Annotated in this window: 20 protein-coding genes; 8 read left to right on the top strand and 12 right to left on the bottom strand. The window is 61.5% G+C overall.

Features of this window, described 5'->3' with window-relative positions; translation table 11 throughout:
• Positions 1 to 59: 59 nt before the first annotated feature.
• The 5 genes from LIY36_RS11975 (at position 60) to LIY36_RS11955 (ending at position 4,319) form a co-directional block, all read left to right on the top strand.
• Positions 60 to 1,217, top strand: coding sequence for a D-alanyl-D-alanine carboxypeptidase family protein (locus LIY36_RS11975; RefSeq protein ID WP_192299033.1), 1,158 nt, complete (start codon positions 60 to 62; stop codon positions 1,215 to 1,217).
• An 83-nt stretch (positions 1,218 to 1,300) separates the two neighbouring features.
• Positions 1,301 to 1,576, top strand: coding sequence for a DUF493 domain-containing protein (locus LIY36_RS11970; RefSeq protein WP_192299032.1), 276 nt, complete (start codon positions 1,301 to 1,303; stop codon positions 1,574 to 1,576).
• Positions 1,576 to 2,223, top strand: a complete 648-nt coding sequence (gene lipB, locus LIY36_RS11965; protein ID WP_226455805.1) for a lipoyl(octanoyl) transferase LipB — start codon at positions 1,576 to 1,578, stop codon at positions 2,221 to 2,223. The genes LIY36_RS11970 and lipB overlap by 1 nt, the downstream gene beginning before the upstream one ends.
• 26 nt (positions 2,224 to 2,249) lie before the next feature.
• Entirely contained in the window at positions 2,250 to 3,251 is a 1,002-nt protein-coding gene (gene lipA / locus LIY36_RS11960; RefSeq protein ID WP_166794335.1) for a lipoyl synthase, read from the top strand.
• 150 nt (positions 3,252 to 3,401) lie between these two features.
• Positions 3,402 to 4,319 carry a S66 peptidase family protein gene (locus LIY36_RS11955; protein ID WP_226455804.1) on the top strand — a complete coding sequence of 306 codons (918 nt, stop codon included), beginning with the start codon at positions 3,402 to 3,404 and terminating at the stop codon, positions 4,317 to 4,319.
• 121 nt (positions 4,320 to 4,440) lie between these two features.
• Here the strand turns inward: LIY36_RS11955 and LIY36_RS11950 are convergent, their stop codons facing one another.
• The 5 genes from LIY36_RS11950 to leuS all read right to left on the bottom strand — a co-directional run bounded on the left by LIY36_RS11950 (position 4,441) and on the right by leuS (position 10,589).
• The gene (locus LIY36_RS11950; protein ID WP_226455803.1) at positions 4,441 to 5,766 is read right to left on the bottom strand and encodes a lytic murein transglycosylase; all 1,326 of its coding nucleotides are present in this window, start codon (positions 5,764 to 5,766) and stop codon (positions 4,441 to 4,443) included.
• A gap of 61 nt (positions 5,767 to 5,827) precedes the next feature.
• Entirely contained in the window at positions 5,828 to 5,992 is a 165-nt protein-coding gene (gene arfA / locus LIY36_RS11945; protein WP_003176285.1) for an alternative ribosome rescue factor ArfA, read from the bottom strand.
• A gap of 219 nt (positions 5,993 to 6,211) precedes the next feature.
• Positions 6,212 to 7,249 carry a DNA polymerase III subunit delta gene (gene holA / locus LIY36_RS11940; RefSeq protein ID WP_226455802.1) on the bottom strand — a complete coding sequence of 346 codons (1,038 nt, stop codon included), beginning with the start codon at positions 7,247 to 7,249 and terminating at the stop codon, positions 6,212 to 6,214.
• A 39-nt stretch (positions 7,250 to 7,288) separates the two neighbouring features.
• Positions 7,289 to 7,894 carry an LPS-assembly lipoprotein LptE gene (locus LIY36_RS11935; protein WP_192299027.1) on the bottom strand — a complete coding sequence of 202 codons (606 nt, stop codon included), beginning with the start codon at positions 7,892 to 7,894 and terminating at the stop codon, positions 7,289 to 7,291.
• 88 nt (positions 7,895 to 7,982) lie between these two features.
• Positions 7,983 to 10,589, bottom strand: coding sequence for a leucine--tRNA ligase (gene leuS / locus LIY36_RS11930; protein WP_192299026.1), 2,607 nt, complete (start codon positions 10,587 to 10,589; stop codon positions 7,983 to 7,985).
• A 262-nt stretch (positions 10,590 to 10,851) separates the two neighbouring features.
• On the opposite strand from leuS, the gene LIY36_RS11925 reads away from it, so the two are divergent.
• Positions 10,852 to 11,169 (top strand): hypothetical protein, encoded by a 318-nt coding sequence (locus LIY36_RS11925; protein ID WP_192299025.1) that lies wholly within the window; start codon positions 10,852 to 10,854, stop codon positions 11,167 to 11,169.
• 97 nt (positions 11,170 to 11,266) lie between these two features.
• A complete protein-coding gene (locus LIY36_RS11920) occupies positions 11,267 to 12,028 on the top strand; it encodes a YdcF family protein (protein WP_226455801.1) in 762 nt (253 codons plus the stop codon).
• 152 nt (positions 12,029 to 12,180) lie between these two features.
• Here LIY36_RS11920 and lnt read toward each other — a convergent pair whose 3' ends face one another.
• The 5 genes from lnt to miaB form a co-directional block, all read right to left on the bottom strand.
• Entirely contained in the window at positions 12,181 to 13,704 is a 1,524-nt protein-coding gene (gene lnt, locus LIY36_RS11915) for an apolipoprotein N-acyltransferase (protein ID WP_192299023.1), read from the bottom strand.
• An 8-nt stretch (positions 13,705 to 13,712) separates the two neighbouring features.
• Positions 13,713 to 14,552: an HlyC/CorC family transporter gene (locus tag LIY36_RS11910; RefSeq protein WP_017528925.1), complete on the bottom strand. Its 840-nt coding sequence runs from the start codon at positions 14,550 to 14,552 to the stop codon at positions 13,713 to 13,715.
• A gap of 42 nt (positions 14,553 to 14,594) precedes the next feature.
• Complete coding sequence (gene ybeY / locus LIY36_RS11905; RefSeq protein ID WP_017735642.1) at positions 14,595 to 15,053, bottom strand: rRNA maturation RNase YbeY; 459 nt, start codon at positions 15,051 to 15,053, stop codon at positions 14,595 to 14,597.
• A complete protein-coding gene (locus LIY36_RS11900; RefSeq protein ID WP_226455800.1) occupies positions 15,046 to 16,050 on the bottom strand; it encodes a PhoH family protein in 1,005 nt (334 codons plus the stop codon). The genes ybeY and LIY36_RS11900 overlap by 8 nt, the downstream gene beginning before the upstream one ends.
• A 237-nt stretch (positions 16,051 to 16,287) precedes the next feature.
• Complete coding sequence (gene miaB, locus LIY36_RS11895; RefSeq protein ID WP_192299021.1) at positions 16,288 to 17,616, bottom strand: tRNA (N6-isopentenyl adenosine(37)-C2)-methylthiotransferase MiaB; 1,329 nt, start codon at positions 17,614 to 17,616, stop codon at positions 16,288 to 16,290.
• Positions 17,617 to 17,747: 131 nt separating this feature from the next.
• Between miaB and LIY36_RS11890 the strand changes: the two genes are divergently transcribed.
• Positions 17,748 to 18,074, top strand: coding sequence for a DUF1820 family protein (locus LIY36_RS11890; protein ID WP_017735645.1), 327 nt, complete (start codon positions 17,748 to 17,750; stop codon positions 18,072 to 18,074).
• 128 nt (positions 18,075 to 18,202) lie between these two features.
• Here LIY36_RS11890 and LIY36_RS11885 read toward each other — a convergent pair whose 3' ends face one another.
• Both LIY36_RS11885 and hemL read right to left on the bottom strand, forming a co-directional pair.
• The gene (locus tag LIY36_RS11885) at positions 18,203 to 18,757 is read right to left on the bottom strand and encodes a tetratricopeptide repeat protein (RefSeq protein WP_192299020.1); all 555 of its coding nucleotides are present in this window, start codon (positions 18,755 to 18,757) and stop codon (positions 18,203 to 18,205) included.
• Between the two features lie 225 nt (positions 18,758 to 18,982).
• Positions 18,983 to 20,266 carry a glutamate-1-semialdehyde 2,1-aminomutase gene (gene hemL / locus LIY36_RS11880; RefSeq protein ID WP_017136069.1) on the bottom strand — a complete coding sequence of 428 codons (1,284 nt, stop codon included), beginning with the start codon at positions 20,264 to 20,266 and terminating at the stop codon, positions 18,983 to 18,985.
• Between the last annotated feature and the right edge of the window lie 3 nt (positions 20,267 to 20,269).

Genomic DNA, 20,269 nt, shown 5'->3' with positions numbered 1-20,269 from the left:
GCTGTCTGAATAAGTTTTGCCCGAGAGGGCAAGTTTCCATAAGCAATTTCGAGAGACGGATGAACATCACCACCTTAGCCAAACGCACGTGCCTGCTTCTTTCGCTGATCATCACCCCGGCCGCCTGGGCGGTCGAAATGGTGCCGGCTTCCCCGCAACTGGCTGCCAAGGCCTGGGTCCTCATGGATGCCGCCAGCGGCAACGTGCTGGTCGAGAGCAACGGTGACCAGCGTCTGCCCCCAGCCAGCCTGACCAAGCTGATGACCGCCTACATCGCGACCCTGGAAATCCGTCGCGGCCAGATCGGCGAAAACGATCCAGTGACCGTCAGCGAAAACGCCTGGCGCACCGGCGGTTCGCGGATGTTCATCAAGGTTGGCTCGCAGGTGACTGTCAGCGACCTGCTGCACGGCATCATCATCCAGTCCGGCAACGATGCCAGCGTGGCCCTGGCCGAGCACATCGCCGGCAGCGAAGATGCGTTCGCCGACATGATGAACAAAACCGTCGCTGACCTGGGCATGACCAACAGCCACTTCATGAACCCGACCGGCCTGCCGAACCCGGAGCACTACTCGTCGGCTCACGACATGGCGATCCTGGCGCGCGCGATCATTCGTGTCGACCCGGTGCACTACGCGATCTACTCCCAGAAAGAATTCTTCTGGAACAACATCAAGCAACCTAACCGCAACCTGTTGCTGTGGCGTGACAAGACCGTCGATGGCCTGAAAACCGGTCACACCGACGAAGCCGGCTACTGCATGGTGTCGTCCGCCGTACGTGATGGCCAACGCCTGATCGCCGTGGTCTTCGGCACCAACAGCGAGCAGGCCCGTGCGGCCGAGACGCAAAAACTGCTGACCTACGGTTTCCGTTTCTTCGAAACCCAGACCTTCTACCAGAAGGGTGCCGAACTGGCACAGGCGCCGGTTTGGAAGGGCGCGACCCACCAAGTCAAGGCCGGCCTGGCTGAAGACCTGACCCTGACCATGCCAAAAGGCCAGCTGAAAAAGCTCGCCGCCAGCATGACCATGAACCCGCAATTGGTTGCTCCAATCGCCAAGGGTGATGTGATCGGTAAAGTCGAAGTGAAGCTGGACGACAAGGTGGTGCACAGCGCCGACCTGATCGCGCTGGACGCCGTCGACGAAGGTGGCATCTTCCGCCGCGTGTGGGATAGCATCCGTCTATTCTTCTACGGCTTGTTCAACTGACACTGAGCATCTGCAAAGCCCCGCGTTGATCCGACGCGGGGCTTTGTCGTCGCCAAGGCTTACGCTTACGAGGCCGTTACGCCATGACCGATACCGAAGTAAAGGCGCCAAAGATCGAATTCCCAGTGACGGACTATCCCGTCAAAGTGATCAGCGATACCGGCGTGGGCAACAAAGACAAGATTATCGAGATCGTGCGTAAACACGCGACGATCAACGACAACCGGGTGGACGAGCGTTCGAGCACCAACGGTAAATACACCACGATCCAGTTGCACATCGTTGCGACCGGTCAAGACCAGCTCTACGACATCAACAGCGAACTGCGGGCCACCGGCTTCGTGCACATGGTGCTTTGATGCCAGGCGTCCTGGGCTTTCGCGAGCTCGGCCAGATGGCCTACGAGCCGGTCTGGCATGCCATGCAGCGGTTCACCAACGAGCGCGGTACGTCGGCCCCGGACGAAATCTGGCTGGTCGAACACCCGCCGGTGTTTACCCAGGGCCAGGCCGGCAAGGCCGAGCACCTGCTGGTGCCGGGGGATATTCCGGTGGTGCAGGTCGACCGAGGTGGCCAAGTGACTTACCATGGCCCCGGACAACTTGTCGCATACCTCTTGCTGGATGTGCGCAAGCTAGGGTTTGGCGTGCGTGATCTGGTCAGCCGCATGGAGGCTTGCCTGATCGAGCTGCTGGCCAGTTACGGCGTGAGCGCCGCGGCCAAGCCCGATGCCCCTGGCGTGTATGTGGATGGCGCGAAAATCGCCTCCCTGGGCTTGAGGATTCGCCACGGTTGTTCGTTTCATGGCCTGGCCCTGAACGTGGACATGGACCTCGCACCGTTTCGCCGGATCAACCCGTGCGGCTATGCCGGGCTGGCGATGACCCAGCTGAGCGAACACGCCACACCGATTAAATTTGCCGAGGTAAGTGCCCGGCTGCGTGCGCAGCTCGTCAAACACCTCGACTATGCTGAGCAGACGACCCTTACGGGCGGAATCGACTGATTATGACTACTGATGCAGTGCAAACCATGATCCCGACGGTGGACGTTACCGAACGTCCGGCCCCGGCCCCGCGTGCCAAGGTGGAAGCCGGCGTCAAGCTGCGCGGCGCCGAGAAGGTTGCACGCATCCCGGTGAAGATCATTCCGACCACCGAACTGCCGAAGAAACCCGACTGGATTCGCGTGCGCATCCCGGTTTCGCCGGAAGTCGACCGTATCAAGGCCCTGCTGCGCAAGCACAAGCTGCACAGCGTGTGCGAAGAAGCCTCGTGCCCGAACCTGGGTGAGTGCTTCTCCGGCGGCACCGCCACCTTCATGATCATGGGTGACATCTGCACCCGTCGTTGCCCGTTCTGCGACGTGGGCCACGGCCGACCGAAGCCACTGGACGTCAACGAGCCGGAAAGCCTGGCCATCGCCATCGCCGACCTGCGCCTCAAGTACGTGGTGATTACCTCCGTTGACCGCGACGACCTGCGTGACGGCGGTGCCCAGCACTTTGCCGACTGCATCCGCGAGATCCGCAAGCTGTCGCCGAACGTGATGCTCGAAACCCTGGTTCCGGACTACCGTGGCCGTATGGACGTGGCGCTGGAAATCACCGCCGCCGAGCCGCCGGATGTGTTCAACCACAACCTGGAAACCGTGCCACGCCTGTACAAGGCTGCGCGTCCGGGGTCGGACTATCAGTGGTCGCTGACCCTGCTGCAGAAATTCAAGCAGATGATGCCGCACATCCCAACCAAATCCGGCCTGATGCTGGGCCTGGGCGAGACCGACGAAGAAGTCATCGAAGTCATGAAGCGCATGCGCGAACACGACATCGACATGCTCACCCTGGGCCAGTACCTGCAACCGTCCCGCAGCCACTTGCCGGTGCAACGTTTCGTGCACCCGGACACCTTCGCCTGGTTCGCCGAGGAAGGCTACAAGATGGGCTTCAAGAACGTCGCGTCGGGCCCGTTGGTGCGTTCTTCGTACCACGCTGACGAGCAGGCCAAACTGGTCAAGGCGAGCCTGGTTTCGTAAATACCGCTGCTCAAATTTGGGAGCGGGCTTGTGTGGGAGCTGGCTTGCCTGCGATAGCATCACCTCGGTGCGACTGATACACCGAGGTGCCTGCATCGCAGGCAAGCCCGCTCCCACATTTCGTTCTGCGTTATTTAGGGAGAATTGTGGATGAGCATTGCCGTACCTGCGTTGCGACCAGAAGGCACCATCGCCCTGATCGCCCCCGCCGGCCCTGCCGCACTGGACGTCGAAAAAGCCGGCCAATGGATGCGCGCCCGAGGCTACGAGCTGCACATCTTCCCTGGCGTCTACGAGCGCGACGGCTACCTCGCCGGCAGCGATGAAGTGCGCCTGCGCGACCTCCACGCCGCCTTCGCCAGCCCCGAGATCGACGCCATCTTCTGCCTGCGCGGCGGCTACGGTACGCCACGTATGCTCGATGGCCTGGATTTCAACCTGCTGCGCGCCAATCCCAAACCGTTCGTGGGCTACAGCGACATCACCGCCCTGCACCTGGCGATCAACCGCCACGCCGGCTTTGTGACCTTCCACGGGCCGATGCTCAATGCCGACCTGCTGGGCGGCAAGCAACCGCCCACCGAGTCTTCGCTACTGGGCCTGCTGCGCGGCGATCTCGGTGCCGGCAGCGTGCTGGCGCACCCGGTGGCCTACCCGTTGACCACGATTGCACCTGGCATCGCTTGTGGGCGCTTGCTGGGGGGCAACTTGTCGATGATCGCAGCGGTGATGGGGACGCCATACGAAATCGATGCCGAGGGCATCATCCTGCTGATCGAGGACGTCAACGAGCCGATTTACCGCATCGACCGCCTGCTCACACACCTGCGCCTGGCAGGCAAGCTGGCCCAGGTGGCGGGGGTGCTGGTGGGCGATGTAGCGGGTGTGGACGGCATGGCGCTGGAGCGGTTGCTCAAACAGACCTTTGAACCGCTGTGCATTCCAGTGTTGGCCGGTTGGCGCAGTGGGCATTGTGATCCGAACCTGACGCTGCCGATGGGCGCGTTGGTGCGTTTGGATGCGGGGGAGCAGCGGGTGGTGTTGGAGCAGGATGTAGTCTTTAAATAGTTGTTGCCTGTGGTGCCGTCATCGCTGGCAAGCCACCACATCCGACCGCATTCCAAAGGATGTACACGATTGAATGTGGGAGCTGGCTTGCCTGCGATAGCGGCAGTAGCCATAAGCAGATCTAGCGGTTCTGCAAAGACTCCAGCAGTTTCACCGTCGGATACCCATCCGCCGGCCATCCCAGCGCCTGCTGCGCCGCACGGATCGCCTTGCGTGTATTGGCACCGATAATCCCATCCGGGTTGCCTGCGTCATACCCCTTGGCGCTCAGCGCCGTCTGCAGGTCGATGCGCTGGGAGCGGCTCAGTGGCAGCTCATCCTTTGGCCAATCGCCCCGAATCACGCCGCCGCCGCCAAAGCGTTCCGACAACAGGCCGACTGCCAACGCGTAGGACGACGAGTTGTTGTACTTGAGGATCGCGCGGAAGTTATCCAGCACCAGGAACGCCGGGCCACGGTAACCCGCCGGCAATAGCAGGGCGGCAGACAGTTGGTCGACGTTCGGCGGCATGCTTGCGCCAAACGGCAGCTGCACGCCGAGTTTCATCCATTCGGCCACGGTCTTGCGCACACCGCCGTCGGCCAGGGCGTAATCGAAATTCGTCGGCAGTTGCTTGACCTCGAAGCCCCACGGCTGGCCTTTCTGCCAGCCGGAGCTTTGCAGGTAGTGGGCGGTGGAGGCGAGGGCGTCGGCCGGGCTGTTCCAGATGTCGCGGCGGCCGTCGCCATCGAAGTCGACGGCGTGGGTGTTGTAGGTGGTAGGAATAAACTGGGTCTGGCCCATGGCGCCGGCCCAGGAGCCTTTCATCTGGTCGGCCTGGATGTCGCCGTGCTGGATGATCTGCAATGCGGCCAGCAATTGCGCCTGGGCAAACGCCGGGCGACGACCTTCGTAGGCCAGGGTTGCCAGCGAGCGGATCACCGAGTTGTTGCCCTGGAACTGGCCGAAGTTGCTCTCCATGCCCCACACCGAGACCAGTGCCTGGCGGTCGACGCCGTAGCGTTCTTCGATGCGCTGCAGGATGTCGGCGTGCTTGATCAGCAGCGCCTGGCCGTTGCGCACGCGCAGAGCTGACAGGGCGCCGTCGAGGTATTCCCACACCGGACGGGAAAACTCCGGCTGGCTGCGGTCGGCACGGATCACCGCCATGTCCGGCGTGACATTGGCGAAGGCGTTATCAAAGACGGCGGGGGTGATCCCGGCTTTCAACGCTTGCTCGCGGAAAGCGGCCTGCCATTCGGCAAAGGTCTGGGTCGGCTGGATGTCGAGGTTGTCGACGGCCAGGGGCGCCACGACGGCAGGTGCCGCGACCGGTGCGGCCTGGAGTTTGGGCAGGGGTTGAGCGTCCGCGGCGGTGGGTTTCTCCGCGCAGGCGACGAGCAGAATGAGGCTGGAGGCAGCGATCAGTTGGCGAAGGTGCCAACGACGGGAAAGACAAGAGGGCATGCACAGGTCCAGGGATTACAAATCAGGTGCAGACCTTATCATGCCGAAGGGGCGCTTGCCTTCAGGCAGCCAGAAAGTAAGAAGCCTCCCAGCTATTAGACTGGAAGGCTTCGCGGCGGTAGCTGCCTTTGCCCTTGCCGGCGCGTTCCTGACGGCTGCGGAACAGTGGCTGGGCGATGATGGATTTGGCCTTGTTGGGGCCATGCTTGGATGGCTTTTTGCTCATGCTTGATACTCTCTGGGTGGGTTGGAGCGGTGCAAATCATCTGCCGAAGTTACGCTACTGTAAAGCCCGGCGAAATGTAGGAAAGGTAGACACGGTCAAAACTGTGGGAGCGGGCTTGCTCGCGATGCGGAGTGTCAGTTTATAGACCAAGTGACTGACCCAACGCATTCGCGAGCAAGCCCGCTCCCACATTGGACTGTGGTGTTTTTGAGGGAGGGATTATTCGGCAGGCAATGTCAGGCGCTGTCCGGCCATCAGCAGCGACAACCGGCTCAAGCTCATCCACGGCGAACCCGCCGCCTGGCCCTTGATCTGTGCATCGATGCGCTGGGCCTCCAGCAACAGTTGTGCCCAGCGTTGCGCCGAGTGCCGTTGCAGGGCTTTGCTCATCAGGGGCTTGCGCTTGTCCCACACGGGCGGTCGGGCCTGGCTGAAGCACTTGTCCAGCGGCGTGCCCTGGCTGTATTGCAGGGCAATATTGGCCAATACCCGCAGCTCCCGGGCCAGGGCCCAGAGAATCACCGGCGGCTCCACGCCTTCGCCGCGCAGGCCTTCGAGCATGCGCAAGGCGTGGGCGGGTTCGCCATTGAGGATCGCATCCACCAGCCCGAATACGTCAAACCGGGCACTGTCAGCCACCGCACCCTGTACGGTTTCGACGGTGATCTGCCCGTCTTCGGCCATCAGCTTGAGCTTTTCGATCTCCTGGGCGGCGGCCAGCAAGTTGCCCTCGACCCGCGCGGCAATCAGCTCCACGGCGTCTTGCGCCGCCGATAGCCCCGACTGGGACAGGCGCTGACGAATCCACTGCGGCAATTGATTGCTGTCCACCGGCCAGATCTGGATGAACTGGGTCTGCGGACCCTCCACCAGCGCCTTGCCCCACTTGGTTTTCTGCGCACTGCCGTCAAGCTTGGGCAGGCTGATCAGCAGCACCGTGTCTTCGGCGGGGCGTGAGCAGTATTCCATCAAGGCTGCCGCGCCTTTGTCACCCGGCTTGCCCGAAGGCAGGCGCAGTTCTAGCAGGCGCTTTTCGGCAAACAGCGACATGCTCGCACCGGCCTGCAGCAACGTGCCCCAGTCGAAACTGGCGTCGGCGGCAAACACCTGGCGTTCGTCGAAACCTTGCTGGCGCGCAGCGGTGCGGATGGCGTCGGCGGCTTCCTGGCACAGCAACGGGTCATCACCGCTGACGATGTAGACAGGCGCAAGGCCACCTTGCAGGTGTTTGGCGAGTTGGGCGGGGGCGAGTTTCATAGGCGGGGCGAACGGGGCGCTTGGGGCGCCCCGTCTGGCTTACTCGACAGGGACTTCAACAGGCGATTGTTTCGGCGTGTTGTCTTCGTATTCCTGCGCCGCTTTCAGGGCGTCGGCTTCAGCCTTGGCCTTGTTGTCAGCGGCTTGCTGCAAGGTTTCGAGTTTTTCCGGGGTCAGCATCTGCAGACGCAGGACGACACGCTGTACCAGCTCGCGACGGATTTCCTTGCGTACCTGGATGGTCTCGGAGTCCGAACCGACCAGGTTGTTGCCGTCGTGGCTGACGATTTTCTGTACCACGATCTTGTCGCCCATCAATGGCAAGTGATCGCGGCCCTGGACTTCGATGTTCAGCTCGGTGGCCAGTTCGATGTCCGACGCGCGGCCAGCGCTGGCGTAGCTCAGGTTACGCTGGGTTTCTTTCTCGTTGACCAGGACCAGCTTGTACGTCGCGCCGGTGTAGACGTGCACGCCGCTGTTTTCCAGTACCTGGCGCAGCTGGGTGACGGTATCGCCGTAGGCATCGCGTGCGCTGACGTCCAGTTCCTTGATTGCCAGCTCGTTGGTGCCGGTGCCGCGCAGCTGGAAGCCGCAAGCGCTCAGCAGTACGGCCAGGCCCATCACCAGCAGATTGCGTTTGATCATTGTGTTGCTCCCCTTGAAACCAGATGGGCCTTATCGAGGCCCTGAAGGTTTAGTTCGGCGCGGGCTCGAGCTCCGCGCCTGATCCGATTTAGCTGGCGACGATGTTGACCAGTTTGCCGGGCACCACGATCACTTTGCGGATCGTCAGGCCTTCGGTGAAGCGCAGCACGTTTTCGTTGACCCGTGCGGCGGCTTCGACGTCTTCGCGGCTGGCGCTGGCCGGCATGTCGATCTGGCCACGCAGTTTGCCGTTGACCTGGATCACCAGTTGCAGCGTGTCCTGTACCAGGGCGCTGTCATCCTGCTTTGGCCAGCCGGCATCGATGACTGCACCGCTGTGGCCCAGACGGCTCCACAGCTCATGGCTGATGTGCGGTGTGATCGGCGCCAGCAGCAGGGTGACCGTTTCCAGGCCTTCCTGAACCAGCGCGCGGTCCTGTTCGGTTGCCTGTGGTGCTTTTTCCAGCACGTTCATCAGCGTCATCACCTGGGCGATGGCGGTGTTGAACTTGTGGTTCTGGCCCACGTCCTGGCTCGCTTGGCGGATGGCCAGGTGAGTGCTGCGGCGAACGGCTTTCTGCTCGTCGCTCAGGCTCGCCACGTCCAGTTTGCCCGGCAGACCCTGGCTCACATGGGCGTGTGCCAGGCGCCAGACGCGCTTGAGGAAACGATGCGAACCTTCGACGCCGGAGTCGGACCATTCGGCGCTCATGTCAGGCGGCGACGCGAACATCATGAACAGGCGGCAGGTGTCGGCGCCGAACTGGTCGATCATCGACTGTGGGTCGACGCCGTTGTTCTTCGACTTGGCCATCTTCTCGGTGCCGCCGATTTCTACCGGCAGGCCGTCCGAGATCAGCTTGGCGCTGATGACCTTGGCTTTGCTGTCACGCTCCAGCTCGACGTCCGCCGGGTTGAACCAGGTGTAGGCACCATTGGCTTCGCGACGGTAGTAGGTCTCGGCGATCACCATGCCTTGGGTCAGCAGGTTCTTGAATGGCTCGTCGGAGCTCACCAGGCCTTCGTCACGCATCAGCTTGTGGAAGAAGCGCGCGTAGAGCAGGTGGAGGATGGCGTGTTCGATACCGCCGATGTACTGGTCCACTGGCAACCAATGGTCGGCTGCGGATTTTTCCACCAGGCCACCCTCGTAGTGCGGCGAGGCGTAGCGGGCGTAGTACCACGAGGACTCTACGAAAGTGTCCATGGTGTCGGTTTCACGCTTGGCAGGCTGGCCGCATTTCGGGCAGTTGCACTCGTAGAACTCAGGCATGCGCGCCAACGGCGAACCGGCGCCGTCCGGCACCACGTCTTCGGGCAGGACGACCGGCAGTTGGTCTTCCGGCACCGGCACGTCACCGCAGGTTTGGCAGTGGATGATCGGGATCGGGCAGCCCCAGTAGCGCTGACGGCTGATGCCCCAGTCGCGCAGGCGGAACTGGGTGCGCGAGGCGCCCAGGTTCTTTTTGATCAGCGCAACTTCGATGGCGTCGAACGCGCCCTGGAAGTCCAGGCCGTCGAACTCGCCGGAATTGATCAGGGTGCCGTGTTCGCCGTAGGCGTCTTGCCACGGGGCCGGGTTGGTGTCACCGGAGCTGGTGCGCACCACGGACTTGATCGGCAGGTCGTACTTGGTGGCGAATTCGAAGTCGCGTTCGTCGTGAGCCGGCACTGCCATTACGGCGCCATCGCCGTAGTGCATCAGCACGTAGTTGGCGACCCATACCGGCAGCTTTTCGCCAGTCAGCGGGTGCTCGACGAACAGGCCGGTCGGCAGGCCTTTTTTCTCCTGGGTAGCGACGTCGGCTTCCGCCACGCTGCCGCCTTTGCATTCGGCGATGAACGCCTGCAGCTCAGGGTTGTTCTGTGCCGCCTGGGTGGCCAGCGGGTGCTCGGCGGCCACGGCGACGTAGGTCGCGCCCATCAGGGTGTCCGGGCGGGTGGTGAATACTTTCAGTGCGCCAGCAACGCCGATCGAATCAACGTTGTACGGGAACTGCACTTCCATGCCCTTGGACTTGCCGATCCAGTTGCGCTGCATGGTCTTGACCTGTTCAGGCCAGCCCGGCAGATCGTCGAGGCTCGACAACAGTTCATCCGCGTAGGCGGTGATCTTGAAGTAGTACATCGGGATTTCGCGCTTTTCGATCAGCGCGCCGGAACGCCAGCCGCGACCGTCGATCACCTGTTCGTTGGCGAGTACGGTCTGGTCGATCGGGTCCCAGTTCACGGTACCGCTCTTTTTGTAGATCACCCCTTTTTCGAACAGGCGAGTGAACAGCCATTGTTCCCAGCGGTAGTAGTCCGGCTTGCAGGTGGTCACTTCGCGGGACCAGTCCACCGCCAGGCCCAGGCTGCGCAGCTGGGTCTTCATGTAGGCGATGTTTTCGTAGGTCCACTTGGCGGGGGCCACGTTGTTTTTCATCGCGGCATTTTCCGCCGGCATGCCGAAAGCGTCCCAACCCATGGGTTGCAGAACGTTTTTACCGAGCATGCGCTGGTAGCGGGAAATCACGTCACCGATGGTGTAGTTGCGCACGTGCCCCATGTGTAGCTTGCCGCTGGGGTAAGGGAACATCGATAGGCAGTAGTAAGTCTCCTTGCCTGGCTGTTCACTGACTTCAAAGGACTTTTGCTCGTCCCAGAAGGTTTGGGCGGCATTTTCGATTTCACGGGGCTGATATTGTTCGTGCATGGCTACTTTTGAACTGAATAGGGGTGGCCTAATCCTCTTCGGTGCATGGCCGGGGTTGATCGACACCAAAAAGCGGCGCGTCCGTGCCCAAACCCTGCGGGAAGTGGAGTTACAGGAAGCGCCGTAGCATACATGACCCCACTCTATCGAGGGAAACCCTGATTGCGCAGGCCTGGCCGTCTGTCGCGGCACCAGGCAGGTGCAGCCACGGGGGCTACGCTGTTTATTGGGGAGCAAGAACTTTCTTCAATGAGGTGAGGGGATGGCTGAATCGCAGCGAACTTTAACGAAACCGCAGTTGTACGAAGGACTGATCGACCGTTTGGGTCGTGCATTGGATGCAGCAGATACCGCAGGCCGTTTGTGTGATGAGCGGCCTCAGGAGCTGGAGTTGCGTGGCTTGAGCCAGGCAGAGCTTGAATTGATCAAGGTTTACCTGGAGTCCAATCACCACCGCGCAGCACTTGGGCAGGCCTCCCCGCCAGCCCAGGAGCCCTCGCGCTCGGCTAAGGTGATTTGGCTGAAAGACTTGCCCACCGCCCGCGGCCCGGAAAAGCGCCGGGCCGTACGGTGCAAGTGAAGCACAGCGTTATCCGTTAACCTTCTCAAAATGTGCTGGTAAAGATTGTCGCTAAATCCCGTTGCATCTAGGCTTCGGGCATCTTTGGAGATGCCCGATGCCTTTTCGTTATTTCATTAAACAATTGTTGTTGCCGCCCGGCATTTTCTTGCTGCTGCTCGCACTTGCCTGGTGGTTTCGCCGCCGCCGCCCGCGCCTGGCTGGCGTGTGCTTTGCCCTTGGGTTTGGCGGGATGTGGCTGATCAGCCTGCCGGTGATGGTGGAGTGGGGCGCCCGGGCCCTGGAGACGGAGCCGCCTTTGGCGCAGGAAGACTGGTCGACCCTGGCCCAGCGTGCGGATGCCATTGTGGTGCTGGGTTCGGGGCGTGAGCGCGGCGATCCGGCGTGGGGCACCGACCAGCCGACCGGCGTCGGGCTTGAGCGCCAGCGCTATGCGGCGCGCCTGGCCAAGGCGTCAGGGTTGCCGGTGCTGACCAGCGGCGGGCTGCACTACGGCACGCCGCCCAGTGAGGCCGAGTTGATGGCGGTGTCGATGCGTGACGACTTCGGTGTGACGGTGCGTTGGAAGGAAGAGCGCAGCCGCACCACCTGGGAGAATGCGCAGATGAGTGCCGAGATTCTATTGCCCCAAGGCATCAAGCGCGTGGTGGTGGTGACTCAGGCGTGGCACATGCCGCGTTCGGTGTGGAGCTTTGAGAAGGCCGGTTTCACCGTGGTGCCCGGGCCGGTCGGCTTTCTGGGGGTGGACAACTCCCGGCCGCTCGGTGGCTGGATGCCGGAGTTCGTGTCGGTATGGCGCAGCGGGCAGTTGATCAACGAGGCGGTGGGGCAGGTAGGTTATCGATTGTTTTATAAGTAGCACTGCAGGACAAATGCGGGAGCGGGCTTGCTCGCGAATGCGGTGCATCAGTATCAGATGTGTTCACTGACACGCCGCCTTCGCGAGCAAGTCGAATCGTCGCACCGCCGCTCCTACACAAGCCCGTTCCCATATGGGTTTTGTGTTGTCCTTTAGACCGTCTTGGCCATTCTTGCGGCCAGCAGTGCCCAGCCAAACAGCAGTACACACACAATGATCAACGGCCACGACCGCCATTGCAGGTACGGCGTGAGGTTGTGCATCGGCACCACTTCACCATAAAGAATGCCGCGCTCGAACTGTGGGATCTGCTCGGTGATCTGCCCGTAGGGGTTGATCAGGCCGGTCACGCCGTTGTTGGTGGCGCGGATCATCCAGCGGCCGGCTTCCAGGGCACGCATCTGCGCCATTTGCAGGTGTTGCAAGGGGCCGATGGACGTGCCGAACCACGTGTCATTGCTGATTGTCAGGAGCAAATCGCTCTGTGCCGAGAGGCCGGCGGCAAACTCCGGGTACACCACTTCGTAGCAAATGAACGGTGCGATCTGATAACCCTTGGCCTGCAACATTGCCTGATCGGCCGGGCCACGGGCGAAGTCCGACATCGGCAAGTCGAAGAAAGCGATCAGCCCGCGCAGCATGTCTTGCAGCGGCACGTATTCGCCGAACGGCACGAGTTTTTGTTTCAGGTAGGTGCCATCACCTTCGCCCACCACAGTGATGCCGTTGAAGTAGCGCTTCTGGTGATGCACTTCCTGGCGGATCGGCACGCCGGTGATCAGCGCGGTATGCCGGTCGGCGGCAAACTTGCCCATCATCCCCAGATAGCCTTCAACCGACTCCTTGAGCACTGGCACTGCGGTTTCCGGCCAGATCAGCAAGTCGACGCGCTTGGAGGCGAAGCTCATGTCGCGGTACAGCGCCAGCTGTGCGTTGAGCTGTTCCGGGTCCCATTTCATGCTCTGTGCGACGTTGCCCTGGATCGCGGCGACGCTCAACGGTGCGCCGGACGGCGAGGTCCAGGCGTGATGCTTGAGGGCCAGGCCGATGGCCCACGGCGCAACCAGCAAGACCAAGCCCGCGCCGATAAAGGCGTTGCGCTTGCTTGCCAACAGGCGCGGCAAGTTGCACAGCACGGCGGCAGTCAGCGCCAGGGCGAAGGAGATCAGCCACATCCCGCCCAACGGCGCGAGGCCGGTCAGCGGGCCGTCGAGTTGACTGTAGCCGGAGTACAACCACGGGAAACCGGTGAGGAACCAGCCACGAAACGCTTCCTGGCCGACCCACAATGCAGCAAAGGTCAGGGCATCGGCCAATGGCGCTTCATTGCGGCGCAGCCAGCGGGCCCACAGCCAGGCGGGCAGGGCGAAGAACAGGGCGATGGCCGCGGTGAACAGCAGCATCAGGAAGCCAGCCAGCAGCACCGAGGCGCCGCCGAAATGGTGGATGCTGTAGTAGATCCAGCTGGTGCCGGCACCAAACAGGCCGAAACCGAAACACCAGCCACGGCCCAGGGCCTGGCGTGGGCTCAGTTCCCGCAGGCCGATATAGAACAATCCGACGGCGATCAGCGCAAACGGCCACAGATCGAACGGCGCCAGCGCCAGGGTAGTGATGGCGCCGGCCACCACGGCCAGCAGGTTACCGGGCCAGCCGGGTGCGGTGAGACGGCGCATGTCAGTCCTTAGCGGGCAATAGGGGTCAAGCGGATCAAGTGGATACGACGACTGTCCGCATTAAGGATGCGGAAGCGGTACGCGCCGATCTCGGTGGTCTCGTTGCGTTTTGGCAGGTGGCCAAACGCATTCATCACCAGGCCGCCAACGGTGTCGAACTCATCGTCGGAGAATTCGCTGTCGAAGAACTCGTTGAAGTTTTCGATCGGTGTCAGCGCCTTGATCAGGAAATCACCGCTGGGCAGCGGCTTGATGTAGCTGTCTTCTTCGACGTCGTGTTCGTCTTCGATGTCGCCGACGATCTGTTCCAGCACGTCTTCGATGGTCACCAGGCCCGCCACGCCACCGTATTCGTCGATCACGATGGCCATGTGGTTATGGTTGGCGCGGAACTCACGCAGCAACACGTTCAGGCGCTTGGATTCCGGCACGAAGGTGGCCGGGCGCAGCAGGTCCTTGATGTTGAAGCTGTCGCCGTTCTCCTTGAGGATCAGCGGCAGCAGGTCCTTGGCCAGCAGGACGCCCATGACGTCGTCATGGCTTTCACCGATCACCGGGTAGCGCGAGTGCGCCGAGTCGATCACGGCCGGGAGGAATTCCCGTGGGGTCTGGGTCGCCTTGATGCTGATCATCTGCGAGCGCGGCACCATGATGTCGCGTACTTGCAGGTCAGCCACCTGGATGGCGCCTTCGACGATGGCCAGCGCTTCGCTGTCCAGCAACTTGTTCTGGTGGGCCTCGCGCAGCAGCTCCAGCAGCTCCTGGCGGTTTTTCGGCTCGTGGGCAAAAGCCTGGGTCAGTTTACCCAGCCATGACTTCTGCCCGTTGCTCGATCGGTCTTCGCTCATAGCGATTACTCTAAATCCTTTGTTGTTTCAGTTAGGTGTCGATCAGTTTTCGTCGTCTGCGTAGGGGTCAGGGTGACCCAATTCAGCAAGCAACGTTTGTTCCAGTGTTTCCATTTCCTCGGCTTCGTCATCGTCTATATGGTCGTAACCCAAGAGATGCAAGCAGCCGTGGATGACCAGATGAGCCCAGTGGGCTTCAAGGGCCTTGCCTTGTTCCTTGGCCTCGCGCTCGACGACTTCGACGCAGATCACCAGGTCGCCCAGCAGGGGGATGTCCAGCAACTCGTCGGGTACGTCGGCGGGGAAGGACAGCACGTTGGTCGCGTAGTCCTTCTGGCGCCAGGTGTGGTTCAGTTCGCGGCCTTCGGGCTCGTCCACCAGGCGGATGGTCAGTTCCGAGTCAGCGGTGCGCTGGCGCAGGGCCAGGGCACACCATTGACGGAACTGCTCTTCGCTGGGGGCGGGCGCTTCGGTGGCCAGCTGCAGGTCTAGCTCAAGCATCGCGGCGAACGTCCCTGGACAAGCCATCGTCACGGTGTTCGAAACGCTCGTAGGCTTCGACAATGCGCTGTACCAACGGGTGGCGGACCACGTCCTTGGGCATGAAGTGGGTGAAACTGATGCCCGGCACGTCCTTGAGCACCTCGATCACCTGGCTCAGGCCCGACTTGGTGCCTTTCGGCAGGTCGACCTGGGTGATGTCGCCAGTGATCACGGCGGTGGAGCCGAAACCGATCCGGGTCAGGAACATCTTCATCTGCTCGACGGTGGTGTTCTGGCTTTCGTCGAGGATGATGAAGCTGTTGTTCAGGGTGCGACCGCGCATGTACGCGAGCGGAGCGATCTCGATGACTTGGCGTTCGATCAGCTTGGCCACGTATTCAAAGCCAAGCATCTCGTACAGCGCGTCGTAGAGCGGGCGCAGGTACGGGTCGATCTTTTGTGCGAGGTCGCCAGGCAGGAAACCGAGCTTCTCGCCGGCTTCGACCGCCGGGCGTACCAGCAGGATGCGGCGCACTTGCTCGCGCTCCAGGGCGTCGACCGCACACGCCACGGCGAGGTAGGTCTTGCCCGTACCGGCGGGGCCGATGCCGAAGTTGATGTCGTTGCCGAGGATTTCCTTGACGTACTTCTGCTGATTCAAGCCGCGCGGGCGAATCATGCCTTTTTTGGTACGCAGGGCCACGCTGGCTTCGGCCACAGGGTTGGTGGCCAGGTCTTGCACGGCCGATTCCTGCAGGTACAGGTGCACGGTTTCCGGCGACAGCTCGCTACCCTTGGTTTCGCGGTAGAGGCGGCGCAGCAGGTTTTCCGCAGACGTGGTGTGCTGGGTTTCACCAATGAGTTCGAATTGATTGCCGCGGTTGCGGATCTCGATGCTCAGGCGTTGTTCGATCAGGCGCAGGTGCTCGTCGAACTGTCCGCACAGATTGGCGAAACGACGAGCCTCAAACGGCTCGAGGATAAAACGATGGGGTTCTACTATGGGTGCGTTCAAGGTCGCTTTTAGCCGCCCTTTGGCTGTTGAGTTGAAAGAGAGAATAACGCCAGCTGCCTGTGTGCGAAAGCACTTAAATGGACTGACCTCACTCTCCAGAACAATGAAGAACCTTTGTGGGAGCTGGCTTGCCTGCGATGAGGCCGGCACATCCAAAATAGAGGCTGGCTGTTGCATCGCTATCGCAGGCAAGCCAGCTCCCACATTTGAGCTTCATTTGTCTTCAGGTTTTTGCGATCAGTTGATCAACGAGCCCCGCAGCGAGTGCGGTTGCGCCGCGTCGATATGCACATCGGCGAACTGGCCGATCAAGGTCGGGTTGTCGCAGCGGAAGTTGACGATCCGGTTGTTCTCGGTGCGGCCTTGCAGCTCGCCCGGATCTTTCTTCGAATAGTCGGTAACCAGGATGCGCTGGACCGACCCGACCATTTGTCGGCTGATCTCGAACCCTTGCTGGTTCAAACGGTGCTGCAATGCATTCAAGCGTTCTTTTTTCAGCGCTTCCGGGGTCTCGTCCAGCAAGTCGGCCGCCGGTGTGCCGGGGCGCTGGCTGTAGACGAACGAGTAGGAAAAGTCGAAACCGACGTCTTCGATCAGCTTCATGGTCTGCTGGAAGTCTTTCTCGGTCTCGCCGGGGAAGCCAACGATAAAGTCCGAACTGATGCAGATACCCGGTACCGCCGCACGCAATTTGCGCAGTTTGGATTTGTACTCCAGCGCGGTGTGGTTGCGTTTCATCGCCGCGAGAATGCGGTCCGAGCCCGATTGCACCGGCAAATGCAGGTGTTTGACCAGCTCCGGCACTTCGGCGTGGGCCTGGATCAGGCTGTCGGAAAACTCCAGCGGGTGCGAGGTGGTGTAGCGAATGCGCTCGATACCGTCCACGGCGGCGACCACGCGGATCAACTCCGCCAGGTCCGCCAGGCGGCCGTCGTCGGTCAGGCCGCGATAGCCGTTGACGTTCTGGCCGAGCAGGGTCACTTCACGCACGCCGTTTTCGGCGAGGTGGATGATTTCCGACAGCACATCGTCAAACGGCCGGCTGACTTCTTCACCTCGGGTGTAAGGCACCACGCAGAAGGTGCAGTACTTGCTGCAACCTTCCATCACCGACACATAGGCGCTCGGCCCGTCGATACGCGGCTCGGGCAAGTGGTCGAATTTTTCGATTTCAGGGAACGACACGTCCACCTGCGGCAGCTTGGTGAAGCGCGCGGCGTCGATCATTTCCGGCAGGCGGTGCAGGGTTTGCGGGCCGAAGACCACATCGACATAGGGCGCGCGATCGCGAATCGCCGCGCCTTCCTGGCTGGCCACGCAACCGCCGACGGCGATCACCATGTCCGGGTTGGCCAGTTTCAATTCGCGCCAGCGGCCCAGCTGGGAGTACACACGGTCCTGGGCCCGCTCTCGGATCGAGCAGGTATTGAGCAGGATCACGTCGGCATCTTCGGCGCGGGCGGTGACTTCCAGGGCCTGGTGTTCGCCCAGCAGATCGACCATGCGCGAGCTGTCGTACTCGTTCATCTGGCAACCGTGGGTTTCGATGTAAAGCTTCTTGGCCATGGGAATCGTCAACTGGTGGTAAAGAACCGCGCATTATAGGGGGCATGCCCATTGGTTCCTAGCGTTGTGCATCGGGTGCCATGCTATAGTTCGCGCCCTCTTTTATATCCCCGATGTGTTGTTCGCCCACCATGACCAAACGTGAAGCTCCAATCTATAAGGTGATTTTCCTCAATCAGGGCCAGGTGTTCGAAATGTACGCCAAGCAGATCTATCAGAGCGATCTGTGGGGGTTCCTGGAGGTGGAAGAGTTCGTCTTTGGCGAGCGCACCCAGTTGGTCGTCGATCCGGGCGAAGAGAAGCTCAAGGCGCAATTCGAAGGCGTGGTGCGCAGCTTTGTGCCGATGCATTCGATTGTGCGCATCGATGAAGTCGAGCGTTTGGGTACGCCGAAGATCAGTGAGGCGCGGGGGATGGGCAATGTGATGCCGTTTCCGATGCCGATGCCTGAGAAGTAGGGCGTTAGACCGCGTCGCTCCCTTCGCGAGCAAGCCCGCTCCCACATTCGACCGAGTTCCAAATTTGGAATGCGATTAAATGTGGGAGCGGGCTTGCTCGCGAAGAGGCCTTCAAAAGCACTGAAGATTCAGGGGAGGGGTGAGAAAGGCGAACGCCCATCCGCACTCTGCAATTCCTGCAGATAATTGCGGAAGATCTGCCCCAGCACCTGGGTCGCCACTTCCAATTCATCACGCTGCATGTGCTCGGCCACTTCGTCGGCCGTGTCCAGCGCATCCTCGGCACCGTTGACCGCGGCCATCTTCAGCACGATATACGCCTGGACGTTGTTGGCCGGTACGCCTTCGCCGTGGAAGAACATGGTGCCCAGCTTGAATTGGGCTTCGGCATGGCCCTGCAACGAGGCTTTCTCGAAGTAGCTCAAGGCTTTGTTGAGGTCGCGGGCGGGGTTCTTGCTGTCATGGTAATACTCGCCCAACTCGTATTGCGCCTGCGCATCCCCGCCGTCGGCCTGTTTCTGACACGCGCTCAGGGCTTCGGCCTGGCTGTCTGGCTGGGTATTGAGGGTGCAACGACCCATCGCTGGGATTAACAACGAGTTGCCGCCTGCTTGTGCATGTGCCAGCAGCGGCTGAAGGAGCAACAGGCAGCCCAGAACCAGGGTGCGGCCGGTGCGTTTCATGGGAATCGACTTACCTCTGACGGGGCACGCGGACCCTCGCGGGATCCAATAAGCGCGCATTATGAAATAAGCAGGCCTCTGCTTACAAAGTCTTTACTCGTTTTTCTGCTGGTTGGGCAAGTTATCTGCCGGATTGCAGGTGATTTCTCGAAAAAACAAGGAAATGTCTGTAAGCAAAGTAGCAAATCTGACGCCACCGGGGGCGGCGTCAGGCGATGCATCGGCTTATTTCAAGGCAGCGAAGGCGCGCTCGGCGGCATCCAGGGTCAGTTTCAGCTCGGCTTCGCCATGGGCGATCGAAGTGAAGCCGGCTTCGAAGGCACTCGGCGCCAGGTATACGCCGCCTTCCAGCATCAGGTGGAAGAAGCGCTTGAACAGGTCGGCGTCGCTGCCCATCACATCGTCAAAGGTGACGATGTCGTCGGCACCGCTGAAGTACAGGCCGAACATGCCGCCTGCCTGTGTGGTCACGAACGGGATACCGGCAGCGTCGGCGCGTTGTTGCAGGCCGTCGAGCAGGCGGGTGGTGTAGTCGGTCAGCTCGGCGTGGAAGCCCGGGCGGCTGATCAGGCGCAAGGTGGTCAGGCCGGCGGCCATCGCCAGGGGGTTACCGGACAATGTGCCCGCCTGGTACACCGGGCCCAGCGGTGCGATGTGCTGCATGATTTCGCGCTTGCCACCGAAGCAGCCGACAGGCATGCCGCCACCAATGATCTTGCCGAAGGTGCTCAGGTCTGGTGTGACGCCGTAGTACGCCTGTGCGCCGCCGAGGGCCACGCGGAAACCAGTCATCACTTCGTCGAAGATCAGCACGACGCCGTGCTTGTCGCACTGCTCGCGCAGGCCTTCGAGGAAGCCCGGCGCCGGCGGTACGCAGTTCATGTTGCCGGCGACCGGCTCAACGATGATGCACGCCACGTCCTGGCCCACTTCACTGAGCATCTGCTCGACCGCAGCGATGTCGTTGAACGGCAGGGTCAGGGTGTGTTTGGCGAACGCCGCCGGCACGCCGGCCGAGCTTGGCACGCCTTGGGTCAGCAGGCCGGAACCGGCCTTGACCAGCAGGCTGTCGGAGTGGCCGTGGTAGCAGCCTTCGAACTTGATGATGCTGTCGCGGCCGGTGAAACCACGGGCCAGGCGGATTGCGCTCATGGTCGCTTCGGTGCCGGAGCTGACCATACGCACCATTTCCATCGACGGCACGATCGAGCAGACCAGGTCGGCCATCTCGGTTTCCATCGCCGTCGGCGCGCCGTAGGACAGGCCGTGTTGCAGTTGCTGGCGCACTGCGTCGAGCACGTCCGGGTGGCTGTGGCCGAGGATCATCGGCCCCCAGGAACCGACGTAGTCCACATAGCGCTTGTCATCTTCGTCGGTGACGTAGGCGCCTTCGGCATGCTTGAAGAACAACGGCGTGCCGCCCACGCTCTTGAACGCACGCACGGGGGAGTTCACACCGCCGGGGATGTGCTTCTGGGCATTGGCAAACAGCGTTTCGGAACGGGACATGAT

The organism is Pseudomonas sp. AF03-9 (genome assembly GCF_020515815.1).
Classification (GTDB): domain Bacteria; phylum Pseudomonadota; class Gammaproteobacteria; order Pseudomonadales; family Pseudomonadaceae; genus Aquipseudomonas.
This window is presented reverse-complemented; position numbering and strand designations above follow the sequence as displayed.

Coding starts and splice junctions, on each gene's coding strand:
- LIY36_RS11955 (WP_226455804.1), top strand. CDS start 3,402: ATGAGCATTGCCGTACCTGCGTTGCGACCAGAAGGCACCATCGCCCTG.
- LIY36_RS11885 (WP_192299020.1), bottom strand. CDS start 18,757: ATGAAACGCACCGGCCGCACCCTGGTTCTGGGCTGCCTGTTGCTCCTT.
- leuS (WP_192299026.1), bottom strand. CDS start 10,589: ATGCACGAACAATATCAGCCCCGTGAAATCGAAAATGCCGCCCAAACC.
- lipB (WP_226455805.1), top strand. CDS start 1,576: ATGCCAGGCGTCCTGGGCTTTCGCGAGCTCGGCCAGATGGCCTACGAG.
- LIY36_RS11920 (WP_226455801.1), top strand. CDS start 11,267: ATGCCTTTTCGTTATTTCATTAAACAATTGTTGTTGCCGCCCGGCATT.
- LIY36_RS11910 (WP_017528925.1), bottom strand. CDS start 14,552: ATGAGCGAAGACCGATCGAGCAACGGGCAGAAGTCATGGCTGGGTAAA.
- ybeY (WP_017735642.1), bottom strand. CDS start 15,053: ATGCTTGAGCTAGACCTGCAGCTGGCCACCGAAGCGCCCGCCCCCAGC.
- LIY36_RS11970 (WP_192299032.1), top strand. CDS start 1,301: ATGACCGATACCGAAGTAAAGGCGCCAAAGATCGAATTCCCAGTGACG.
- arfA (WP_003176285.1), bottom strand. CDS start 5,992: ATGAGCAAAAAGCCATCCAAGCATGGCCCCAACAAGGCCAAATCCATC.
- lnt (WP_192299023.1), bottom strand. CDS start 13,704: ATGCGCCGTCTCACCGCACCCGGCTGGCCCGGTAACCTGCTGGCCGTG.
- hemL (WP_017136069.1), bottom strand. CDS start 20,266: ATGTCCCGTTCCGAAACGCTGTTTGCCAATGCCCAGAAGCACATCCCC.
- lipA (WP_166794335.1), top strand. CDS start 2,250: ATGATCCCGACGGTGGACGTTACCGAACGTCCGGCCCCGGCCCCGCGT.
- LIY36_RS11925 (WP_192299025.1), top strand. CDS start 10,852: ATGGCTGAATCGCAGCGAACTTTAACGAAACCGCAGTTGTACGAAGGA.
- LIY36_RS11935 (WP_192299027.1), bottom strand. CDS start 7,894: ATGATCAAACGCAATCTGCTGGTGATGGGCCTGGCCGTACTGCTGAGC.
- LIY36_RS11975 (WP_192299033.1), top strand. CDS start 60: ATGAACATCACCACCTTAGCCAAACGCACGTGCCTGCTTCTTTCGCTG.
- holA (WP_226455802.1), bottom strand. CDS start 7,249: ATGAAACTCGCCCCCGCCCAACTCGCCAAACACCTGCAAGGTGGCCTT.
- miaB (WP_192299021.1), bottom strand. CDS start 17,616: ATGGCCAAGAAGCTTTACATCGAAACCCACGGTTGCCAGATGAACGAG.
- LIY36_RS11950 (WP_226455803.1), bottom strand. CDS start 5,766: ATGCCCTCTTGTCTTTCCCGTCGTTGGCACCTTCGCCAACTGATCGCT.
- LIY36_RS11890 (WP_017735645.1), top strand. CDS start 17,748: ATGACCAAACGTGAAGCTCCAATCTATAAGGTGATTTTCCTCAATCAG.